We start from the raw sequence: 18,376 nt of genomic DNA, 5'->3' as shown, positions 1-18,376 counted from the left end.
GAACGTGTTCCCATTGGAGCCCAAACAAGTCACCAGGGCGAAATCCGGTGTAGAACATCGTCAGAATCCACGGTTTGACGTGATCCACGTAAGCGACGTGATCTAGATCGGGAAGATAGACTTTCCCGTGGACACGGCTGCTGCGTCGTTGCACTCTCTTCTCTTCTTGATACGCCTCCAAGCCGGCAAATAGTGCCTTCACCTCTTCCGGTTCGAGGAATCGCCGTTCCGCTCCTTGCTCTGCTAGCTCCTCCCCGGTCAATGCCGGTTTTTGGAGCTTAACGCCTTTAAGGGGGTGGACAGGAATAATATTACGCTCAGCCGCATGGGTTAGCAGAGCTTGAAGTGCATCATAGGAACGCTTGAGCGTCTGGAAAGCCCGCGGCTTCTCGGCAGCTTCCTCCTTGGCCTGCCACCGTTCCACGTCGGAACGGCTCAAGCTACCCATAGGCTTATCCAACCAGTCGGAGAAGTCTTTCTCGATGCGCCGAAGAGTCCCTTTTCCGTCCTTACGCCGATTCTGGAAAGCAGTATAGGGGCCCTCAAGGTAAGCCCGAAGGGATTGCTGCTGGCGCTGGGCTTCAGCGCGGGCCTCCTCAAGAACGGCTCTTGGATCACCCCCTTGAGCGACAATGGCCAGGGCCTCAACGGCATTCGTTCGCGCCTGATGTGCTGTGAGGATTCCATACTGCCCAAGGGTCAGGACTCGCTGTTTTCCGGTCTTCGTTCGGTAATAAAGGCGGAAGGCGAGGCCGCGCTTACCAGCAAGGACGTGATAACCAGCCAAGTCGGAATCCCACACCTTGGTGCCAGGCGATAGGTCAACGGCAAGCTGCTTGAGTACAGCAGCGGTCAACTTCTGTTTATCAGTCATCCTGACGCCCCGTTTTTTGGTAGCAATTTGGTAGCAAGATCAGGATAAAGCAGGGACAAAAGACCGACAATCAGCAACATCGATAAATCCTTTATGATATTGTTTTTATTTAATTTTTCTTTTATTCTTGTTGATGCTTGCTTCTACTAGTATATAGCGTTAATGGAACGGGGTTGCAAAGGTCGCAGGTTCGAATCCTGTCGCTCCGACCAGAATACACAATAAAAACCGCCGCTTACGGATCATGCCGAGCGGCGGTTTTTTCATTATAGCTTCCATGGGTTCCATACGAGAGCAACAACCAGCAACGTCCAGCAATCTACCCTACCATTACTTAGCCTAGTCACTACCGAGCCTTCGGCTGGCCCAGCCAATCCCACCACCTCACCAATACCTAATACAACCCGGCCCTCCCCCCCCTGGTAGACTTAGGGTGCTAAGATCCGATGCTAGGCACAGTCAGTCACACAAAGTCGGCGGTCAGTCGCAGCAACACGCTCACAAGTAGGGAGACAAAGGAACTTAACGAATTCGGTGAATACCGCACCCAGCGCCGGGTGCTGGAGGCGTTTGATGCCTTAACCAGCCAATTCGCAAACGACAAGGATGCCTTAGCATGAGCCGTTATCACTTCGACCGCGATATCACCGCACTGCTGGAAGCCGCAGAGCAGTGGCGCGATGCTTGCCTGATCCACGACGACAGCCTGTTTAGCGGGCGAACTCTACGGTTGGTCCGTACTGGCAACGCTTACGATGAGGTGTTTAACGTTCAAGCATTCGGGGCTTCGACTGACAGTAAGCGCTCGCGCAATTTACGATTACGCGGCACTAACCCCGTTTGCAAACCTAGCGGGCGAAATACCTGGTTGAGCAACGCTTGGGTAGGGCTTGCCTTATCGGCTTCTAAATCGGACAAGGAGCGACGACTGATGCCCACCAGCTCGGCATACTGCGTCTGTGACATCCCCAGCACGTCGCGTCGTAGTTGGCGCAACACCTTCCCTGGGGTAATTTCCTCGCGCAATAGCTGGATCAGTAACTTAACAAGCAGTGCCTCGCGCTCAACGCTAGAAAGTTCTTTACGCTTCATATCAGTCCCCAGCGCTGCAACTTATCGTCCAAATAATCAAACCCCACCGCTTTCGACGCTAACACCGTTTCCGGCACCCCTCGTTCAGCAAGCCGCTCTTTTAATCCGACTAACCGATTACCCAGCGCTTTTAGCTCTGCCATCAGCTGCTCGGGTGGCATATAGGCATTTAAGTTTTCAGCAATGGCTGCCCAGTTAAACTCGCGCCCCTCTTCAAACGGTGCCCCCCAGGTGGTGGTACGAATGATGCCTTCTGGGTCAGCTTTCATGGGCGCAAAATCATACACCAGCGCCAGCCAGATTCCCTGGGGTGTTTTCAGCAGCGCCGTATTGCGACCATGGTTATCGCTGTTGGCAAACGCAACATTTAACAAATCACGTTTAACCCGCTCGCTCACAAAACCTGCCACGTCAAAATGACCTCCCGCTTCGCGAACGCGATATTGCTGTCGCAACTGGGCGACCAGGGCCTCTAGGGTGGCAAAATGGTTTAGGAAACTTCCCGGCTCTCGATCCATCACCGAATAAACCGATTCCAGTCCGAACAACGTACGCTCACCCGCGTGGAAATCAACATCAAAGCGAGGCAGCCAAAGCGATGGATAACGCTCGCCTTCGAATAACCGCATCGCCTGGGTATCGATGGTCGTTATGCCCAGCGACGCTAGCTCATGATAGAAGTGGTACTCAGCGCGCAGAATGTCGTTATCAAGCTCATTACGCTGGCCACGCGGAAATTTCACCAGATAATGATGGTCTTGATTGCGCGGATCATCCTGATAGGTATCGATCCAGACCTGGTCATCTGGTGTACAGCGCAGAAATAGCTTGGGTGCTTCACCGCCAGCGCCGGTCGCACCACCCCCGGCGGCTCCCATCTGCTGCGCGTAGGCAAGAAAATCACTGTCGCGATCCACAACATCATGTAAGTCAAAGCGCTGCTGCTCCAGCGTACTCCCTTCTGGGCGCTCGGGAAAAGCCTGTTTAATACGTAAATTGCCAACCGGCGCAATCGTTCCTTTGGCCAACAGGGCGTAATCTTGTTCCGCTTCGCTTAGCGTTGAGATTCCCAACTGAGTTATCCAATAATGCCGGCTCGATCCTGAAGGCATGATATCGTCTAAAAACGCGAACCAATGTGGCGATCGATCGGTATTCATTAACTCAATCGGCAAACGCAGGCTACAAGCATGTTCATCATCGCGATCCAGCCATTCAAGGGCATAATCGGTGATATAACCCAAACGAGCAGGTCCCTTGCGACCCTTTTCAGGGGACTTAATCTCTAACTCGGCGGCATCGTGCCACTGGCCATGATGAAAGACTTGCACTGTCAGCGACATGGGTCACCTTTATTGAGCAATTTAATGTTCAAGAGTGTAGCTCAATACCCATTAATGCGCACTTTAATGCTCAATAAAATATAGAAACTCAATTTATGAGCAGTTGAATACTCATTTTACTGAGAGGCGATCATGACAATAGATGATGCATCTTTTAAAACGATTGAGCAGGGCATGGCGGCACTCGCTGAGGCCGACCCGAATATCGCCCGTGCTTATCCTCTGGTGGGTGCGCCTGAACCACGCCAGCGCGATCAGGGTTTCGCGACGTTTTTCAGTACCATCGTCAGCCAGCAACTTTCCACCGAGGCCGCCCGCGCCATCATGGGACGTTTGCACACGCTGCTGCCCGAACTGCACGCCAAAGCGGTGATCGAGGCGCTGCGCGATGCTGGGCTCTCCTAGCGCAAGATCGAGTACGCCAAGGGGCTCGCTTAAGCGCCCGGATATCTTTCCCGCTGATGATCTTGCCCTGCGGGTGACGCTTGGCCGCCTTAAAGGTATGGTCGACAACCCCACACCCAAGCAGGCGCGTCAGTGGGTAGAGCACTAGTCGCCATGGCGCATGGTGGGGTCGCTATTCTTGTGGCACTGCTATCGCGTTGAACCCTTGTAACAAATGCCTCATCGGGGCACGTCATCGACTCAATACCGCTTTTTAAGGAGTAATCCACCATGGCCAATCTCGCCCCTGCCTACCGCGCCAAACCCGGTTCGCCGCTTTTCGTCGATCGTACTTTCTACAACCGGATTGCCGACGCCACAGGCCAGCGCAGACGTGTAGAAACAATAGAAGTACCGATTCGCGACGCACGCGCCTGGAAGGTACCCGCCGGCCACGTGATGCGCATCTGTACTCGCCAAGGCCCCCAGGTGGGCGATTTCAATCTGTGGTCCCTGCACAACCCGAGGGAGCGTTTCTGGGCTTCGCGCACCCGCCAACTGCAGCGCGCCCACGTCAGCGTTCACGATCGTCTATGGTCGACTCTGCCCTACCTCCGTCCGATGGCGACCATCACTGCCGACACTTTGGAAGATTACGGTGTCGACGAAGACGGGGGTCGGGTTCACGATTTATTAGGCACGCGCTGCGATCCCTACGTGAACCATCTGCTGACCGGTGACGATTTTGACTTCCACTGTCACTCCAACCTGACCCGTGCCATAGCACCTTTCGGACTCAGCGAATTTGATGTTCACGATGTGCTCAACGTCTTTCAATGCACCGGCCTCAATGAACAGGACCAGTACTTCATGAAGGCGTGCCCAGCACGCGAAGGTGACTATCTGGAGCTGTTTGCCGAGATTGACTTGCTCTGCGCGCTCTCCTGCTGCCCAGGCGGGGATCTATCGGTTGATTTGTGGGGCAGCGATGCCACCGATGACGATCTACTGGCCACCTGCCACCCCATCGGCATCGAGATCTATGCCCTCGACGACGACATTTTGGAGGGCTGGTCACCACCGACACCCTCCAACTATCGCGGCAACCACGGTCTGCGTCCGCCGGCAGAAGATTGGAGCGCCAAGCGCAGACAGTGCTGCTGACGACATCAGCTGGCATTGAGGCCGCCAAATCGTTCGTTCTGATAATCCTCGATCGCCTGGACAATCTCTTCGCGGGTGTTCTTTGAAGCCGCGGCGCTGTTCACCGATGATACGGACACACTAAGCCGCGAACAGGCGACCCAGCGGGAGCGGCTGACATTGCTCCCCAAGCGGGTTCACCGTCAGCCCCAAGAGCCCATTGATGATGACTTCTAGTCGACGCGCCTACGCTTGGATCTGGCTTCCCGGATAAGCAACAAGCTCCTCTCGAACACAGCGCAGTGCCTCAATATCCTGCTGCTCAACGGTATTGAGAGTGACAAATCGCATATTGGGAAGGCTCATCGCCTCACAAATTGCTTCAGCATCAATATGGTCACTCTTGTTACTTTTGTCATGGGGGATGCTAGGGTAAGGAATAGCTAGGCGAGTGTGCACACGATCGCGAATCCAGCGGCTATCGCGATTGACCTGCTCTTGGGACTCAAATTCACTCATAATCGGATCTAGAGGTGTACTCATAGCGCGCTCTTTTGTCCGTTATGGACTGTCTATCGTTATCCCTACTGCCACGGCGAAAAGATGGTTTGAGTACTTCCACAATCACTCCAAAAGGGCTTCAAAAAACTCACAATATGGCGGACAATCTTCTCCATATCATTTTAAAATATATTTTTATTTACAAAAGCTTAGACATTTAAATTGGTCTGTGATAAGGCGCGCCATAGTCAACCAAACCCACTGGGAAGCGATATATCGAGAGAAAGCGGCCGACGACGTCAGTTGCTACCGTCCACCTCTTGAAACCTCGATACAGCTTATCCAAACGTCCGCCCCAACTAGCAGTGCAGCGATTATCAAGAGCATCACACTCCCAGAGGAAAGGCTCAACAGTTTCTATACGCACATTTTAAGTTGACTCGTTAACGCCTATCACGCCATCAAGATTTTCAAAACTCACGATATGCCTCACCTAGTTTTAAGTTTTATCAATTAACGCAAGAAATTAGCTCCTGGAGCCTCTCGTGATGGACCTATCAGGCAGGAAAAAACAGCTATGGCTGAGCGCTCTTGTGGGCACATGGGCACTGGGAATCGTGTATGTTTTTTGGTTTTTCATGTTCAAGGATTTAAGGGTGTTCGCAGAGGAGCCGGATAGCTTTGCGAGATTTTCGCAGGCGGTTGCTGAACAGGTATCAGAGCAAATTCCGTTGCAGGGGAAATCCACGCAGCTGGTAATTATGTGGGACACCGCCTGCTCGTGCAGTCGCTTCAGTGAAGATCATGTCAACGACATCATCGACACCTACGGCCCGTCGGGCGTCGAGTTCGTTGTTGCCGCCCCCAATAAAGACACGTTAGCGCCTGTGACGTCCACATTTCCCAACGTCACCGATGCCATCACCGTTGAAGGCATTAGCGGGATTAGCAGCCCCTCCGCTGTTATCATTGATGACTCAGGCAACGTCCTGTATTCAGGGCCTTTTAGTGATGGTGCCCTATGCAATGCCGATGGTGATACCCCAGTGGAAATCATGCTGGACGAAATAAATGAGAAGGACTCAGTATCGCCCTGGCTGAATATTTCGAGCTTTGGGTGTTACTGCGACTGGCCACAGTAAGACCTGACACAACAGACTCAAACACCCAAGGTGGACAACGTGTTAAAGACCCTGAATCCTGATGTATTTAACGACGAGTGGCGAAATTCGAGCAAGAAAATACTTGGCGTTGTCGTCATGCTAACGGCCGTTAGTTTTGTATTGGCCTATTTCAATAACACCTGGCTTGAGGCTGCACTAGTCAGTATCCCGACCGCCCTGCTGGCCGTTTATCTGGTCACTTCGCATGGTGAACAGCTTATAACACGCCTGTATCTCGGCATTGCTTTCATGGTGTTGACGGGGCTTCATATCCATCAAATGAACGGCATGATCGAGTTTCATTTTGGGTTATTTGCTCTGCTTGCGTTTCTCTCTGTCTTTCGGGATTGGCGTGTCATTGTCGCCGGGACCGTTACTGCCGTCCTGCACCACCTCGCGTTTTGGTACTTGCAGGCGCAGGGACTTGGCGTTTGGGTGCTTCCCGAGGCGCAGTTAGGCATCATTTTCCTACACGCAACGTATCTTTTGATCGAGGCCAGCATTTTGATCTTGATTGCCAATTCCATGGCGATTCAGTTTGCTGATGCTCGGACAGCGCTGAATGAAAGCGAAGCCATGAAGGGGCAATTGCACAACCAAAAACAAGACATTCTCGACGAGGTGTCAGGCGTTACAGGTCAAGTCGCCCATTTGAGTCAAGAAGTTTCATCCGCGTCTGATAACTTGTCGTCATCAACCACGCAGCAGGCGTCCATCATCGAACAGACATCCTCTTCGCTGGAAGAGTTAGCGGCAGCCGTTGCGCAAAATGCAGACAACGCCGAAAAGACGAGTTCAACTGCTCAAAACTTGTTGAGCGAGGCCACTGAAAGCAGCGAAGACGTTCAAAAAACCAGCCAAGCCATGCAAAAGGTCGCTGAAATGGTCGGCACTATTAACAATATTGCGTTTCAAACCAATCTCTTGGCACTTAACGCTTCAATTGAGGCGGCAAGAGCCGGCGAAAGTGGCCGAGGATTTGCCGTAGTCGCGCAAGAGGTTCGAAAATTGGCCCAGGAAAGCCGCCAAGCCGCCGAGTCTATTTCCGACACCTCCAATGAATCGGTTGATATCGCCAACAGGGCCAGCCAGCGGATACAGGCACTCGTCCCAGAAATCGAAAGTATGTCAAAACTGATTCAGGACATATCGGTGAGCACGAAGGAGCAATCTGACGGCATTGAGCAAATTAATAGGTCGAATAACGAGCTTCAGGAAGTCGCGCAGAATTCCTCTAACTTGGCAGAACAACTGTCCGGTATGTCAGGCAATCTGGAGAACTTATCCAGCACGTTGAATAAGCAAACCAGTGGAGAAAATCAGGCGCTAGCAGAACCACCTGCTGACGCACCACGCCTGGCTCGTCAAGACGAGGAGGATTCGCATTTTTGATCATTGGGTGATTACGCCTAACATATAAAACCTGACGCGAAGCCCACTGCGGTGGGCTTCTATCGTTGAGGAAAATCAGTGATACCTTCCATGATGTTCCGATAGGATCAGAAGGAAGGTAGCAAACAGCCACCAACGTTTTTAGCTTCGCCTGCTAGCCTGCTATTTAGCGAATACGAAGCGATTGCGCCCCCCTTCTTTCGCTTTATAAAGGGCGTCATCCGCTTGTTTAAGCAGTTCGGATAACATCGTCTCATCGCCATCTGTGTCCAGAGTTGCCACCCCAAGGCTGAGCGTCACCACCCTGGCAGCACTGGAATATTCATTAATCACAGCCAAGCTTTCCACGGCGCTGCGTAAATCTTCCGCCATCTTGCCAGCGCCTTCTGAATTTGTGTTGGGCAACAGCGCCACAAACTCTTCACCACCATAGCGAGCAATGATGTCAGCAGGCCTTAACAGTGTATTGGCTAATGCTCGGGCAACCTTTTGTAGGCAGTTATCACCCGCGCCATGACCATAGTTATCGTTAAAGCCTTTGAAGTGATCAATATCCATCATGATGACAGAAAAAGGCAGTTTATCGCGTAGGGCTCGGCGACCTTCCTTCTGGAACCGTTCATCAAAATAGCGACGATTGGGAATGCCCGTGAGACCATCGAGCATGGCGATCTGCTCAAGTAGGTCGGTTTTGAGCTTGAGGCTCATATGGGTACCCACACGTGCGCGCACGATCGTGGGGTAAAAAGGCTTGGAGATGTAATCCACCGCGCCTAGCTTAAACCCTTTTTCCTCATCACTGACCGTATTCTGACCTGTCACAAAAATAACCGGGATGGTGTTGGTCAGGGGGACTTCCTTAAGCTGCCTGCAGACTTCATAGCCATCCATCCCTTCCATTTGGATATCAAGCAGAATCAGGTCGGGTTGTTTGCTGCCTCGGGCAATGGCTAAGGCTTTTTCGCCATTGTTGGCCACCTGGATGCGATAGTCATTTTTGAGCAACTTTGCCAGCGCCTGAACATTGGTCGGCTCATCGTCCACGATCAAAATCGTCGACTCTTTTTCATTTGCTTTCATCGTTGAATATTTCCTCTTTTGACCAACTCATCCAACGCTTCTACGGCCGCGTCAAATTCCATCTCGGTCACCAACGCTTCCAGTTCGACAGGGTCAAGATCCTGAGATCGTAAATACGCAATGGCCCCTTCCAGAATTTCATCTTCCACCAACTCACTTTGAATTAAGCAGCGGTGTAATTTTGAAATATCTTCTACGCTTCCTTCACTTTTTGATGAAGCAGCCTGCAGTTCGCCCAACACCGTTTCAGCATGACAGAGTGCCTGAGACATCTCCGTCACCAGGGCTGGAACAACCGGCTCGCCTTCCCTGATATGCTCGTCAATCTCTGTGGCCAACCGCGCAATCTCTTCGGCGCCTAAGGTGCCTGCAGACCCTTTCAGGGTATGAGCCATTCGCCCTGCCGCCTCCCAGTCCTCGGCTTGCAGTAGCGCTACCAACGGCCAGTAATCAGTGGGGATTTTTTCTTTAAAGCGGATGAGCATTTTCAGATAGAAGCTTTCGTCCTTGTCAAAAAGCGTCAAGCCTTGAGTCAAATCAAAACCCTGTAGACTGGCGGGCAGACGTGTCGGCTCGGCAGCGTCTTGGGTGGTAGCGTTCCTCTGTGGGGCCTTTTCTGCCAGGTAATCAGTGAGCGTTTTGTAAAGCAGCTCGCTATTAATCGGTTTGCCAAGGTGAGCATCCATGCCGGCCCTGGCAGCACGATCTTTATCATCCTGCATCACGGCGGCCGACAAGGCGATGACCGGCCCCCTGAAGCCCTGTTCACGAATCCTGGACGTCGCTTCAAAACCGTCCATGTTCGGCATTTGCAAATCCATTAAAATCAAATCAGGTGTTAGCTTCGTTAACGCCTCGATTGCCTCGATACCGTCTTCGGCCACCGTAATAGCCGCACCGGTTTTTTCCAGCATGTGGGTGGCAACCGTTTGGTTGATTTCATTGTCCTCCACAAGCAGGATCTTATAGCCCTGCAGTGACGGGGTATCCACCTGTTGGCGATGACGAACCACCCCTTTACCCCGCTCAACGGCTACCAGGGCATCATAGAGGGATGAAGCCGTCACCGGTTTGGAAAGAAACGTTTGGGCGAGATTCTCTGGCAGGGTTATCTCATCCTGCTTATAGGAACTGATCATTAAAACCGGCAGGTGAGTCTTTTGAATCTCCCCTGACGCTCGCATCTGGACAAGCTTTTCGCAGGTCTGCACACCATCCATGCCGCCGGGCATGCTCCAGTCCATTAGAATAAAATCAAACGGTTCGTTGCGCTTTTCAGCTGCCAGAATAGCCTCAATCGCCGCCTCACCACTGGCGGCTTCCCAGGTCTCATAACGGCAGTGATTCAGCATCTCGCGCAAAATGACCCGAGCGCTTTCGTGATCATCCACGATCAAAATACGGTTGCCCTGAGTCTCTGGGCAGTTGATACGGGTTGGCAACGCGAGGCTCAGTGGCAGTGTTAAATTAAAGTAAAAGTGGCTGCCCTGGCCCGGCGTAGAGTCAAGGCTTAGCTCACCCCCCATCGTTTCAATCAAGCGACGGGAAATAATAAGCCCCAGCCCGGTACCCCCATATTTACGTGTTGTCGACGTATCTGCTTGACCAAAGGCACGAAAGAGTTTTTTCTGCCCTTCGGGAGAGATCCCGATACCGCTATCACTCACGCTAAACGCCAGCGTTGCCTGGCCTTCTTCTTGTTTGATCGCCCTGATTTTTAGCTCGACACTGCCACCCTTAGGCGTGAACTTGATGGCATTGCTCAGCAGATTGGTTAATATCTGTGACAGCCTTAGCGAATCTCCGGTCAGGGCTTGCGGTGCGTCAGGATCAATATGAAAGAGAAGCTCCAGGCCTTTCTCCGCCGCTTCACCGGCAAAAAGCGTGGACACCTGATCAAGAATCTCACTGAGGGCAAACCCCCGCGCCTCCAACTCCAGCTTCCCCGACTCTATTCTGGAGAAGTCTAGAATGTCGTTAATAATCCCCAGAAGCATCCGTGAGGACGTGTGGATCTTATTCAGGTAGTCCTGCTGGCGTTCATCCAGCGGGGATTGCAGGAGCAGCTGGCTCAGGCCAATCACCGCATTCATGGGGGTGCGGATTTCGTGGCTCATATTGGCCAGAAATTCGGATTTCGCCCGGTTGGCGCGCTCTGCCGCTTCCTGCGCCTGCTTGATTTCCGAAATATCCTGGACAATTGACCAGATAACCTCTCGCCCTTCAGGCGTTGTGGTTTTAAAACCGTGGAGCAGGACCGGATAGCGGGTGCCATCCTTGCGGATATACTCTTTCTCGAAGGGGCCATAGCGTCCAGTTGTCTCCATGGAAACCAGCTGTTGCTTTTCAGCGTCCATGTATTCAACAGGGGTGACATCAAAATAGCTCAGCTTGCGGAATTCTTCCGGGGTGTAGCCTGACGGTTCGTTAATCGCCGCGTTAAACTCCAAAAACTCGCCAGTTGCATAATCATTCATCGCCATACCCACCGGCGAAAGTTCAAACAGGCCGCGGAACTTCTCCTCCTGAGCCGCCAATTCTTTTTGCGCCTGAACCTGGTCGGTAATGTCTTCATTGACCCCCACCACCCGAAGAGGTTGACCTGACGCATCCTGGGTAGCCTGCGCAACCGCTCGAATATGCCGGATGGCACCATCGCCGCGAACTATCTGAAATTCTGATTCGTAACGCCCACCTTTACGAGCCCCTTCGGTAATAGCCGCTTTGGCTGCTTCAGCCCCGTCAGGCAGTAGCGCCTTCTCCCAATCAGTCACCCGATGGCCAAAATCGTCCGACTGCACACCATAGATGGCCAACATCCCTTCATCCCAATCCAGGCGTCCAGTGGCCAAATCCAGATCCCAGATGCCCAGATTGGCGGCGGAGGTGGCCAGTTTGAGCCGGCTGGTGAGTTGATCCTGCTTGTCTTGAGCCTCTTTTTCAGCCGTGATATCCCGACCTGTGCCGCGAAAACCGGTCAGATTACCTTCATCATCCAGAATCGGCAGGCCACTGACGCGCTGTGTGACCTGAGTTCCATCCGGCTGGAGGGAGGTATGCTCTAACCCACGCCAGGACTCAGCATTGGCAGCCCATTGCGCCAAAAGGGCCTTGACTCGTTGTGCTTCTTTAGGGTGCATGAATTCAGACGGTGAATGCCCCAAAATTTTATTTACCGGACGGCCGAGAAGAGGCTCTACGGCAGGCGTGACGAAGGAGTAGACCCCCTCAGGGCTGATTTCCCAGATATATTCCCCTGAGGCTTCCGCCACATCGCGAAAACGCTTTTCACCATACTCAAGAGCGCGCTGAGCTTCCTTCTGATCCGTGATATCCCGAAAAACGGCCATCAGGTAAGTTCCGGCGTTTAACTCCATGAGTGTTACCGATACTTTTACATCGACCAGACTGCCATCCTTGCATCGATGCCGAGTATCAAAGTCCTCCCGGCCCGACGCCATGACAGCCTCGATACGCTGCTGGATTTCTTCTGGCCCCATTTGCGCTTCAAAGTCCTGAATACGAAGCCGGGCAAACTCCTTGGAGGTATAGCCCAACTGCTCGTGAGCCAGGCGATTAAATTGCACGAGTTGCGCTGTATTGGGATCGATGATCAGTGCAGCATCTGGGTAGAGTTCAAAAAAGGCGCGAGCCTCTTCGCCGAGAAGCTGGTTCAGCCCGTTAGGGCCCTTGGACTCAGACGCTGAAGAACACATGCTCACCCCTTGATTGTGATGTAATGATGCAAACAGCCTAACAGGTCATGGGCCTGCCGAAGGCTCATGACGCTTCGGGTACCAACACCATAATGCGCGGGAGGAAGGCGTCGATGTATCCGCAGGCTCCTTAACCAAGAACCACACGCACGCTTGGTTATGGTACCGATACTGCACTTGTGACAAAGGCACTTGCTTGTAGGATTTACCTGGCGTGGCGATATAACGGCCATCCGATCCGCGAAGCGGATGATGCGTGGGCAGTTGAAGAATTGCCAGTGAACTACCACTCTTTGCCATTTAATGGCCTTTGCGCACTCCCCTGCCTCACTCTGGTTGGTCAAGGTCGGACAAAAACGTTTGAAGACGCTCCTCGGCGGACAAATCGCCATAAAGCACGGAGACTTCGCCGGTTGTATCAAACTTCAACAGTGACGGCGTGGCAAAAATCGCATGTTCAATACCTTGCTCGGGTTGTTCCAGAAGATCCACCTCGAAAGGTTTCACCTCACTGAGATTCAACTGATCGAGCATTTTGGCAAGATTCGCACGTGCGCGTTGTGAGCGAGGTGCGGTGCCTGTCACAAATAGCATGAGCATTGGCATGGGTGTCTCTGCAGGTTGCTGATTGCTCATTGTCACTCTCCCTTGTCGTGAATCGCATCCAAACGACTGTGCTCTTCAGAATTTTCCTGCTCCGGATCACGTCGCTGTCGAATGTCCTCACGTTGAACGTCTTCCAACCGATCCGTTTCTGCGGTTTCAATTTTCTCCAGTTCCAGCTTGGCCTTCAGAAGGTCACGCTCCTGTTCAGTCTGTGCGATACGTTTTTCAAGATCCAGGCGACGCTGCTCCCGTTCCAGTTGCCGGCGTCGTTCGGCCACGGCATCGTCACGAACTTTGGTGGCTCGTGCCGTGCCCATCAACACCTCGGAGCCGCTTTCATAGACATCGGCAAGATCAACGCCGGCAACTGACAGCAATAACTCTCGTTCCTGGTTGGAGTGGGCGGAACCGCGGGATTTAACGATCGACAGCGAGCGATTTCGCTCGCCACCCCGCACGTTATAGTCGAGGACAATCCAGCTATCCGCCAACGTTGACACCTGGCCCTGGGTCACCTCACCTTCGGGGTCGCTCACACCGCTTAACGAGGTGAGCACGGTGGTGATACCCCGACGGCGTACCAGATCGATCAAATGTTCGGTTGCCAAGTTCGCACCCTCCGTGCCGCTTGCTTTGAGCAGCGCGGAAACCGGGTCGATGACCAGACAATGGGGGTCGAAGGTATCGATCAGACGGCGCAATGTCAGGAAGTGTTCCGCCACCCGCAAGGCAAACGCCGAAAGGTCGACAAATTGCACCAGGCCGTTATCGATAGGGTCGCGAAGATTGATCCCAACCGAGGTTAAGTTGCGCACGTAGGGGCTTTCGATTTCATCGAAACTGACGTACAACGTGCGCTCGCCTCGCCGGGCGGCTGCTTCGGCAAAACTCCCGGCAAGCGTGCTTTTAGCCGTTCCCGGGCGACCCGAAATCAGCAAGCTGGAGCCTCGGTAAATGCCGCCACCCAGTAATTTGTCCAGCCGGCCAACGCCAGTGCTGATGCGTTCGTTGCTTGCGACCACCTCGGCGGTGGGCAGATGTTCGTGGTAGGGAAGCTGAATGCCGTCGTCGTCCATCACCACGGGCAGTTCATCGGCAATATGCCGGGAGCCCCGAAACTTGGCGATACGAAGCGAACGGTTTAATTGCTGCCCGACAACTCGCGCCGATAACACGAGTGTCGCGGATAGCAGGAATTCAATACCTTCCAGGTGCGCCGGCGCCATGCTCTCGCCCATGGCCTTGCCGGTTAGCAGAAGCGTCCAGCCATTGTCCTCGCAGTAGTCATTGATACGGCGCACCTGATCAATCGCGATTTTGGGGTCCGGTTGATACTGCAGAAGCTGATCGATACCGTCGAAGACCACCCAATTCGCCTGGTTTTTTGCGATTGTGGCTCCGACAATACTCAGCAGGCCTTCAATATCAAACTCACCCGCGGCTTCAGCACCAAAGCGAGGACGGGCGTCAATCAACTGCCAGCGCTCAGATGTCAACAACTTCTCGCCCCAACTAAACGAGGCCGCATCCCGTTTTACCTGTGCCGGCGACTCCTCAAACGTCACAAACACACCGCCTTCACCGCGCTCAATGGCTCGGGCCAGTATTTGCAGGCTCAGCACCGTTTTGCCGGCCGCGGCCTGCCCGAGCACAAGCGTTGCCTGCCCTGACGGCAAGCCACCTTCGGACACATTATCCAGACCGACGATGCCCGTTTTTCGCTTTTGCATTTTCATTTCATCTGTCTGCATCGAGACCATCCTGTTGATCGCGTTAAACGGCCGTGAGTGGCAATTTACTGCGCTGCTCCAACAACCAACGAAAATCCTCCGCTTCAAGCGGCATACTATAGAAAAAACCTTGACCAAAACGACAACCCATCGCTATCAACTTATCCGCAATGGCGGCGGACTCTATTCCCTCTGCGATAATCTCCGCATCCAGCGCTTTGGCCAGCACCACTACCGTCTCGACGATGTGTTGACTGAAGGAATCGCTTAGCAAGCTGAATATGAATCCCTGATCAATTTTGATCTCATTAAAGGGGTAACGATTCAGGTATAACAATGAGGAGTAACCGGTACCGAAATCATCCAGCGACAGCCAAACGCCCATGTCCCGCAATGCGTCCATTTGGTTGCGCAGAGTGTCTGATTCTCCCTCAAAGACGCTTTCGGTTACCTCCAGCGCGAGTTCTTCCGGTGCAACATCGGATTGTTCCAGAACGGTCCGCACTCGGCTGGCAAAATCACTCGCCTGGAACTGAATCACCGACACGTTGACCGCTACCCGAACGGGTTCAAGGCCGGCATCTCGCCACTCCCGCAGGTGCTGACACGCACGACGCAGCACCCAATCACCAATCGGCGCGATTAACTGACTTTGCTCGGCAATGGGAATGAATTCTCCCGGCGATACCAGCCCTCTCTTGGGGTGATTCCAGCGCAAGAGCGCCTCGCAGGCAATCAGGGTGCCGGTGGCCAGGTCCACTTTCGGCTGAAAATGGAGCTCCAGCTGATCCTCGGCGAGCGCCTGTTGCAATTCGCGCGTCATCGCCAAGCGTTTATCGGTATTCTTCTGGATGCGGTCGCTGTAGGCAACCCAGGGCAGCAAGGGCTCCTCACGATGAAGGGCCAACGCTCTTTCCGCCTCGCGTAATAAGGGCTCTACGGAGCGTTTGTTCTCACCAAGGCGCGTGCAGCCAACGCGAAACTTTACGCCGATATCGAAACCGCTCAAGTCAAACGCAGGGGAAAGCGTCTTAAGGACCCTGTCCAGGCAATCGTCCAGTGAGTCACCAGACCCCGGAACAATCAGCGCCATAAATTCGTCGCCGCCGATACGCCCGGCTAACACTGTATTTTCAGAGATATCTGATAAACGTTGCCCAAATTGAGTCAACAACCGGTCACCAATGTCATAACCGTACACGTCGTTGATGTCTCGAAGGCCGGCAATATCCATCGCCACCACGGCGCCCTCAGGATTCCATGCGTGTTCCTCGAGGTGTCTTTCGAGCTGACGGCTAAAGCCATTGCGATTGTGCAGACCAGTCAAAGGGTCCGTGTAAGCCAGGAGGCTGAGTTCCTGCTGAGCTTGTTTGATCGCCGTGATGTCTTGTTTGATCGCGACAAAATGCGTCATTTCCCCAAGGTCATCGGTGAGCGGCGAAATCAACTCGCGCTCCCAATAAGGAGTGCCGTCTTGACGACGGTTTTGTATTTCGCCTGACCAAACATTTCCTGCTTTAATGGTATCCCAAAGATCGCGGTAAGTAGCCTTCGGGGTTTGGCCACTTTGAATCATTGTTGGCGTATTGCCGATCAGTGCATCGCGTGAATAGCCCGATACTGTCTCAAACGCGCGGTTCACATACTCAATGTGGCCCGAAAGATCCGTCACCGTAATAGGGGCTGGGCTTTGCTCCGTGATGTAGGCCAGCTTACGGAGTTCCTGTTCCCGTTCACGACGCTGCGTCACGTCCTGAAAAGCACCGCGTACACCCACAATACGCTCGCTTCCATCACGTATCGGCTCCCCGAGCGTGCGCACCCAAACGCGTTTTCCATCGGCTGCTCTGATCTGTAATTCTTCGTCGTAAGGTATTCCCCGCTCAACACAGGCGGTGAACCGCTCACGAATCTCCTCGCGGTGCTCAGGAATATAATACGCAATCGCTTGACTGAGCGTGGGCGAGAACCCGTGCGGCATACCGTGAATTTCCGCGACGATATTCGACCATTCCACGCGATTCGTTTTAAGGTCGATGAACCAACCGCCGAATCGCATGGTTTTCTCGGCCATTTTGAGTAGTTCAGCTTGGCGTGTGAACTCATCGCGAGTGACGCTGATATCCGTGATATCGCTTTGCAGTGATATGTAATGGGTGATCCGTTGCTGATCGTCTCGTATGGGGCGGATGCTCCAACGTACGCGATAGGGCGTGCCATTTTTACGGTAATTGATTATCTGCCCATCGAAAGCGCCTGATTGCGCTAAGGCGGTGCGCAAACGATTCAGAACGGCACGGTCCGTCTCGGGTCCCTGGAGGATCCGGGGTGTCTGGCCAATCAGCTCTTCTTGCGTATAGCCAGACTGTTCGCAAAACGCAGCGTTGGCATACACAATCGTGGGGCCTGGTAGGTCCAACTCGGCCGTTGTGATGAGTACAGATCCGTATGCCTGATCAATGGCCTGACGGAATAATCTATCTTGAAGTGCTGACATCTAAGCTCCGTCTGTAGCCTTCTCTAGCAAACACATGAACACGCTACCAGATCACTAGAAATCGCGACGTATGCAAAATATGAAATGGAACTGAATTATATATCATATAGCTCATTCTGGAGAGCTTAGGCACAATACAACCACTTCTAAAGAATCGCGCCGGAAGGCCCAAAAAGTGTCACTACGGAGCTATTGCGTCATGAAACTGTCCGCACCCTTGCTTTTAAGGAGTCGATAAGATGTCACGAGATCGTAATGTGTTGGGTGAGCCGTTAACCCCTTGCTGCCATGACCCTGTCACCGGATTTTACCGCGATGGTTTTTGCCGGGTAGGCCCTAATGATCATGGGGTCCATGCCGTATGCGCTATGGTGACCGAGGAGTTTCTGGCGTTCTCCCTTGCTCAAGGCAATGACTTGGTGACCCCTCACCCGGAATTCGGGTTTCCAGGCCTTAAACCTGGCGACCGATGGTGCCTGCGTGCCAGCCGTTGGAAAGAGGCTGCCGTTGTCGGGCTGGCACCGCCGGTCATTCTATCCGCAACTCACGAAAAGGCATTGGATGCTATTCCCTTGAGTCAACTCCAACAACATGCCCTGGATGGAATTAAATAGTGACCTGTCTATAAACATCGAAAAACCACACGAATTCTATGTCACTGGGCTGCAAGCTCTTCGAGTTCTGTGAACGACAAATAACGCCCTTAGGATGTCACCAAGTTGGATTGAGCCAACTCGCCTATTCCTCGGATTTTTCTTGATTAAGTGTTTGGTCCCGGATGATGAAATCGCCCATAGAAGTTATCCTCTGCTAGCAGCCAGGGAGCTTCTTCATCAATTTATCCGGGAGCAGGTT

13 protein-coding genes and 2 pseudogenes are annotated in these 18,376 nt (G+C 53.0%); 6 read left to right on the top strand and 9 right to left on the bottom strand.

The window, feature by feature from the left end; genetic code table 11:
* The 3 genes from QC823_RS15205 to QC823_RS15195 form a co-directional block, all read right to left on the bottom strand.
* A partial coding sequence (locus QC823_RS15205) for an Arm DNA-binding domain-containing protein (protein WP_309657189.1) occupies nt 1-874 on the bottom strand: 874 nt, incomplete at its 3' end.
* 771 nt (nt 875-1,645) lie between these two features.
* Nucleotides 1,646-1,966, bottom strand: a complete 321-nt coding sequence (locus tag QC823_RS15200) for a helix-turn-helix transcriptional regulator (RefSeq protein ID WP_309657188.1) — start codon at nt 1,964-1,966, stop codon at nt 1,646-1,648.
* Nucleotides 1,963-3,309 (bottom strand): type II toxin-antitoxin system HipA family toxin, encoded by a 1,347-nt coding sequence (locus QC823_RS15195; protein ID WP_309657187.1) that lies wholly within the window; start codon nt 3,307-3,309, stop codon nt 1,963-1,965. The genes QC823_RS15200 and QC823_RS15195 overlap by 4 nt, the downstream gene beginning before the upstream one ends.
* Before the next feature lie 132 nt (nt 3,310-3,441).
* Between QC823_RS15195 and QC823_RS15190 the strand changes: the two are divergent.
* The 3 genes and pseudogenes from QC823_RS15190 (at nt 3,442) to QC823_RS15180 (ending at nt 5,073) form a co-directional block, all read left to right on the top strand.
* Nucleotides 3,442-3,925, top strand: a pseudogene (locus tag QC823_RS15190) (DNA-3-methyladenine glycosylase family protein).
* Between the two features lie 59 nt (nt 3,926-3,984).
* Entirely contained in the window at nt 3,985-4,857 is an 873-nt protein-coding gene (locus tag QC823_RS15185; protein ID WP_309657186.1) for an urea carboxylase-associated family protein, read from the top strand.
* 75 nt (nt 4,858-4,932) lie between these two features.
* Nucleotides 4,933-5,073, top strand: coding sequence for a hypothetical protein (locus tag QC823_RS15180; RefSeq protein WP_309657185.1), 141 nt, complete (start codon nt 4,933-4,935; stop codon nt 5,071-5,073).
* Nucleotides 5,074-5,112: 39 nt separating this feature from the next.
* Here QC823_RS15180 and QC823_RS15175 read toward each other — a convergent pair.
* Nucleotides 5,113-5,259: pseudogene (locus QC823_RS15175) on the bottom strand (IS110 family transposase); the annotation flags it as partial.
* 626 nt (nt 5,260-5,885) lie between these two features.
* Between QC823_RS15175 and QC823_RS15170 the strand changes: the two are divergent.
* Nucleotides 5,886-6,479, top strand: coding sequence for a DUF6436 domain-containing protein (locus QC823_RS15170; RefSeq protein WP_309657190.1), 594 nt, complete (start codon nt 5,886-5,888; stop codon nt 6,477-6,479).
* Between the two features lie 39 nt (nt 6,480-6,518).
* Nucleotides 6,519-7,892, top strand: coding sequence for a methyl-accepting chemotaxis protein (locus tag QC823_RS15165; protein WP_309657184.1), 1,374 nt, complete (start codon nt 6,519-6,521; stop codon nt 7,890-7,892).
* A 162-nt stretch (nt 7,893-8,054) separates the two neighbouring features.
* Here the strand turns inward: QC823_RS15165 and QC823_RS15160 are convergent, their stop codons facing one another.
* The 5 genes from QC823_RS15160 to QC823_RS15140 all read right to left on the bottom strand — a co-directional run bounded on the left by QC823_RS15160 (nt 8,055) and on the right by QC823_RS15140 (nt 17,521).
* Nucleotides 8,055-8,972 carry a diguanylate cyclase gene (locus tag QC823_RS15160; protein WP_309657183.1) on the bottom strand — a complete coding sequence of 306 codons (918 nt, stop codon included), beginning with the start codon at nt 8,970-8,972 and terminating at the stop codon, nt 8,055-8,057.
* Nucleotides 8,969-12,688 carry a PAS domain S-box protein gene (locus QC823_RS15155; protein WP_309657182.1) on the bottom strand — a complete coding sequence of 1,240 codons (3,720 nt, stop codon included), beginning with the start codon at nt 12,686-12,688 and terminating at the stop codon, nt 8,969-8,971. Before QC823_RS15155 ends, QC823_RS15160 begins: the two co-directional genes overlap by 4 nt.
* 327 nt (nt 12,689-13,015) lie before the next feature.
* Nucleotides 13,016-13,324, bottom strand: a complete 309-nt coding sequence (locus QC823_RS15150; protein ID WP_309657181.1) for a circadian clock KaiB family protein — start codon at nt 13,322-13,324, stop codon at nt 13,016-13,018.
* A 2-nt stretch (nt 13,325-13,326) separates the two neighbouring features.
* A complete protein-coding gene (locus QC823_RS15145) occupies nt 13,327-15,045 on the bottom strand; it encodes a DUF7125 family protein (protein ID WP_309657180.1) in 1,719 nt (572 codons plus the stop codon).
* Nucleotides 15,046-15,067: 22 nt separating this feature from the next.
* Entirely contained in the window at nt 15,068-17,521 is a 2,454-nt protein-coding gene (locus tag QC823_RS15140; protein ID WP_309657179.1) for a sensor domain-containing protein, read from the bottom strand.
* A 239-nt stretch (nt 17,522-17,760) separates the two neighbouring features.
* Between QC823_RS15140 and QC823_RS15135 the strand changes: the two genes are divergently transcribed.
* Nucleotides 17,761-18,135 carry a DUF2237 family protein gene (locus tag QC823_RS15135; RefSeq protein WP_309657178.1) on the top strand — a complete coding sequence of 125 codons (375 nt, stop codon included), beginning with the start codon at nt 17,761-17,763 and terminating at the stop codon, nt 18,133-18,135.
* The last annotated feature ends 241 nt before the right edge of the window (nt 18,136-18,376 follow it).

The organism is Vreelandella vilamensis, from assembly GCF_031451755.1.
GTDB lineage: Bacteria > Pseudomonadota > Gammaproteobacteria > Pseudomonadales > Halomonadaceae > Vreelandella > Vreelandella vilamensis.
Note: the sequence above shows the minus strand (reverse complement) of the source record. Positions and strands in the feature narration are given on the sequence as shown.

Coding starts and splice junctions, on each gene's coding strand:
- QC823_RS15135 (WP_309657178.1), top strand. CDS start 17,761: ATGTCACGAGATCGTAATGTGTTGGGTGAGCCGTTAACCCCTTGCTGC.
- QC823_RS15140 (WP_309657179.1), bottom strand. CDS start 17,521: ATGTCAGCACTTCAAGATAGATTATTCCGTCAGGCCATTGATCAGGCA.
- QC823_RS15195 (WP_309657187.1), bottom strand. CDS start 3,309: ATGTCGCTGACAGTGCAAGTCTTTCATCATGGCCAGTGGCACGATGCC.
- QC823_RS15145 (WP_309657180.1), bottom strand. CDS start 15,045: ATGCAGACAGATGAAATGAAAATGCAAAAGCGAAAAACGGGCATCGTC.
- QC823_RS15170 (WP_309657190.1), top strand. CDS start 5,886: ATGGACCTATCAGGCAGGAAAAAACAGCTATGGCTGAGCGCTCTTGTG.
- QC823_RS15160 (WP_309657183.1), bottom strand. CDS start 8,972: ATGAAAGCAAATGAAAAAGAGTCGACGATTTTGATCGTGGACGATGAG.
- QC823_RS15185 (WP_309657186.1), top strand. CDS start 3,985: ATGGCCAATCTCGCCCCTGCCTACCGCGCCAAACCCGGTTCGCCGCTT.
- QC823_RS15150 (WP_309657181.1), bottom strand. CDS start 13,324: ATGAGCAATCAGCAACCTGCAGAGACACCCATGCCAATGCTCATGCTA.
- QC823_RS15200 (WP_309657188.1), bottom strand. CDS start 1,966: ATGAAGCGTAAAGAACTTTCTAGCGTTGAGCGCGAGGCACTGCTTGTT.
- QC823_RS15155 (WP_309657182.1), bottom strand. CDS start 12,688: ATGTGTTCTTCAGCGTCTGAGTCCAAGGGCCCTAACGGGCTGAACCAG.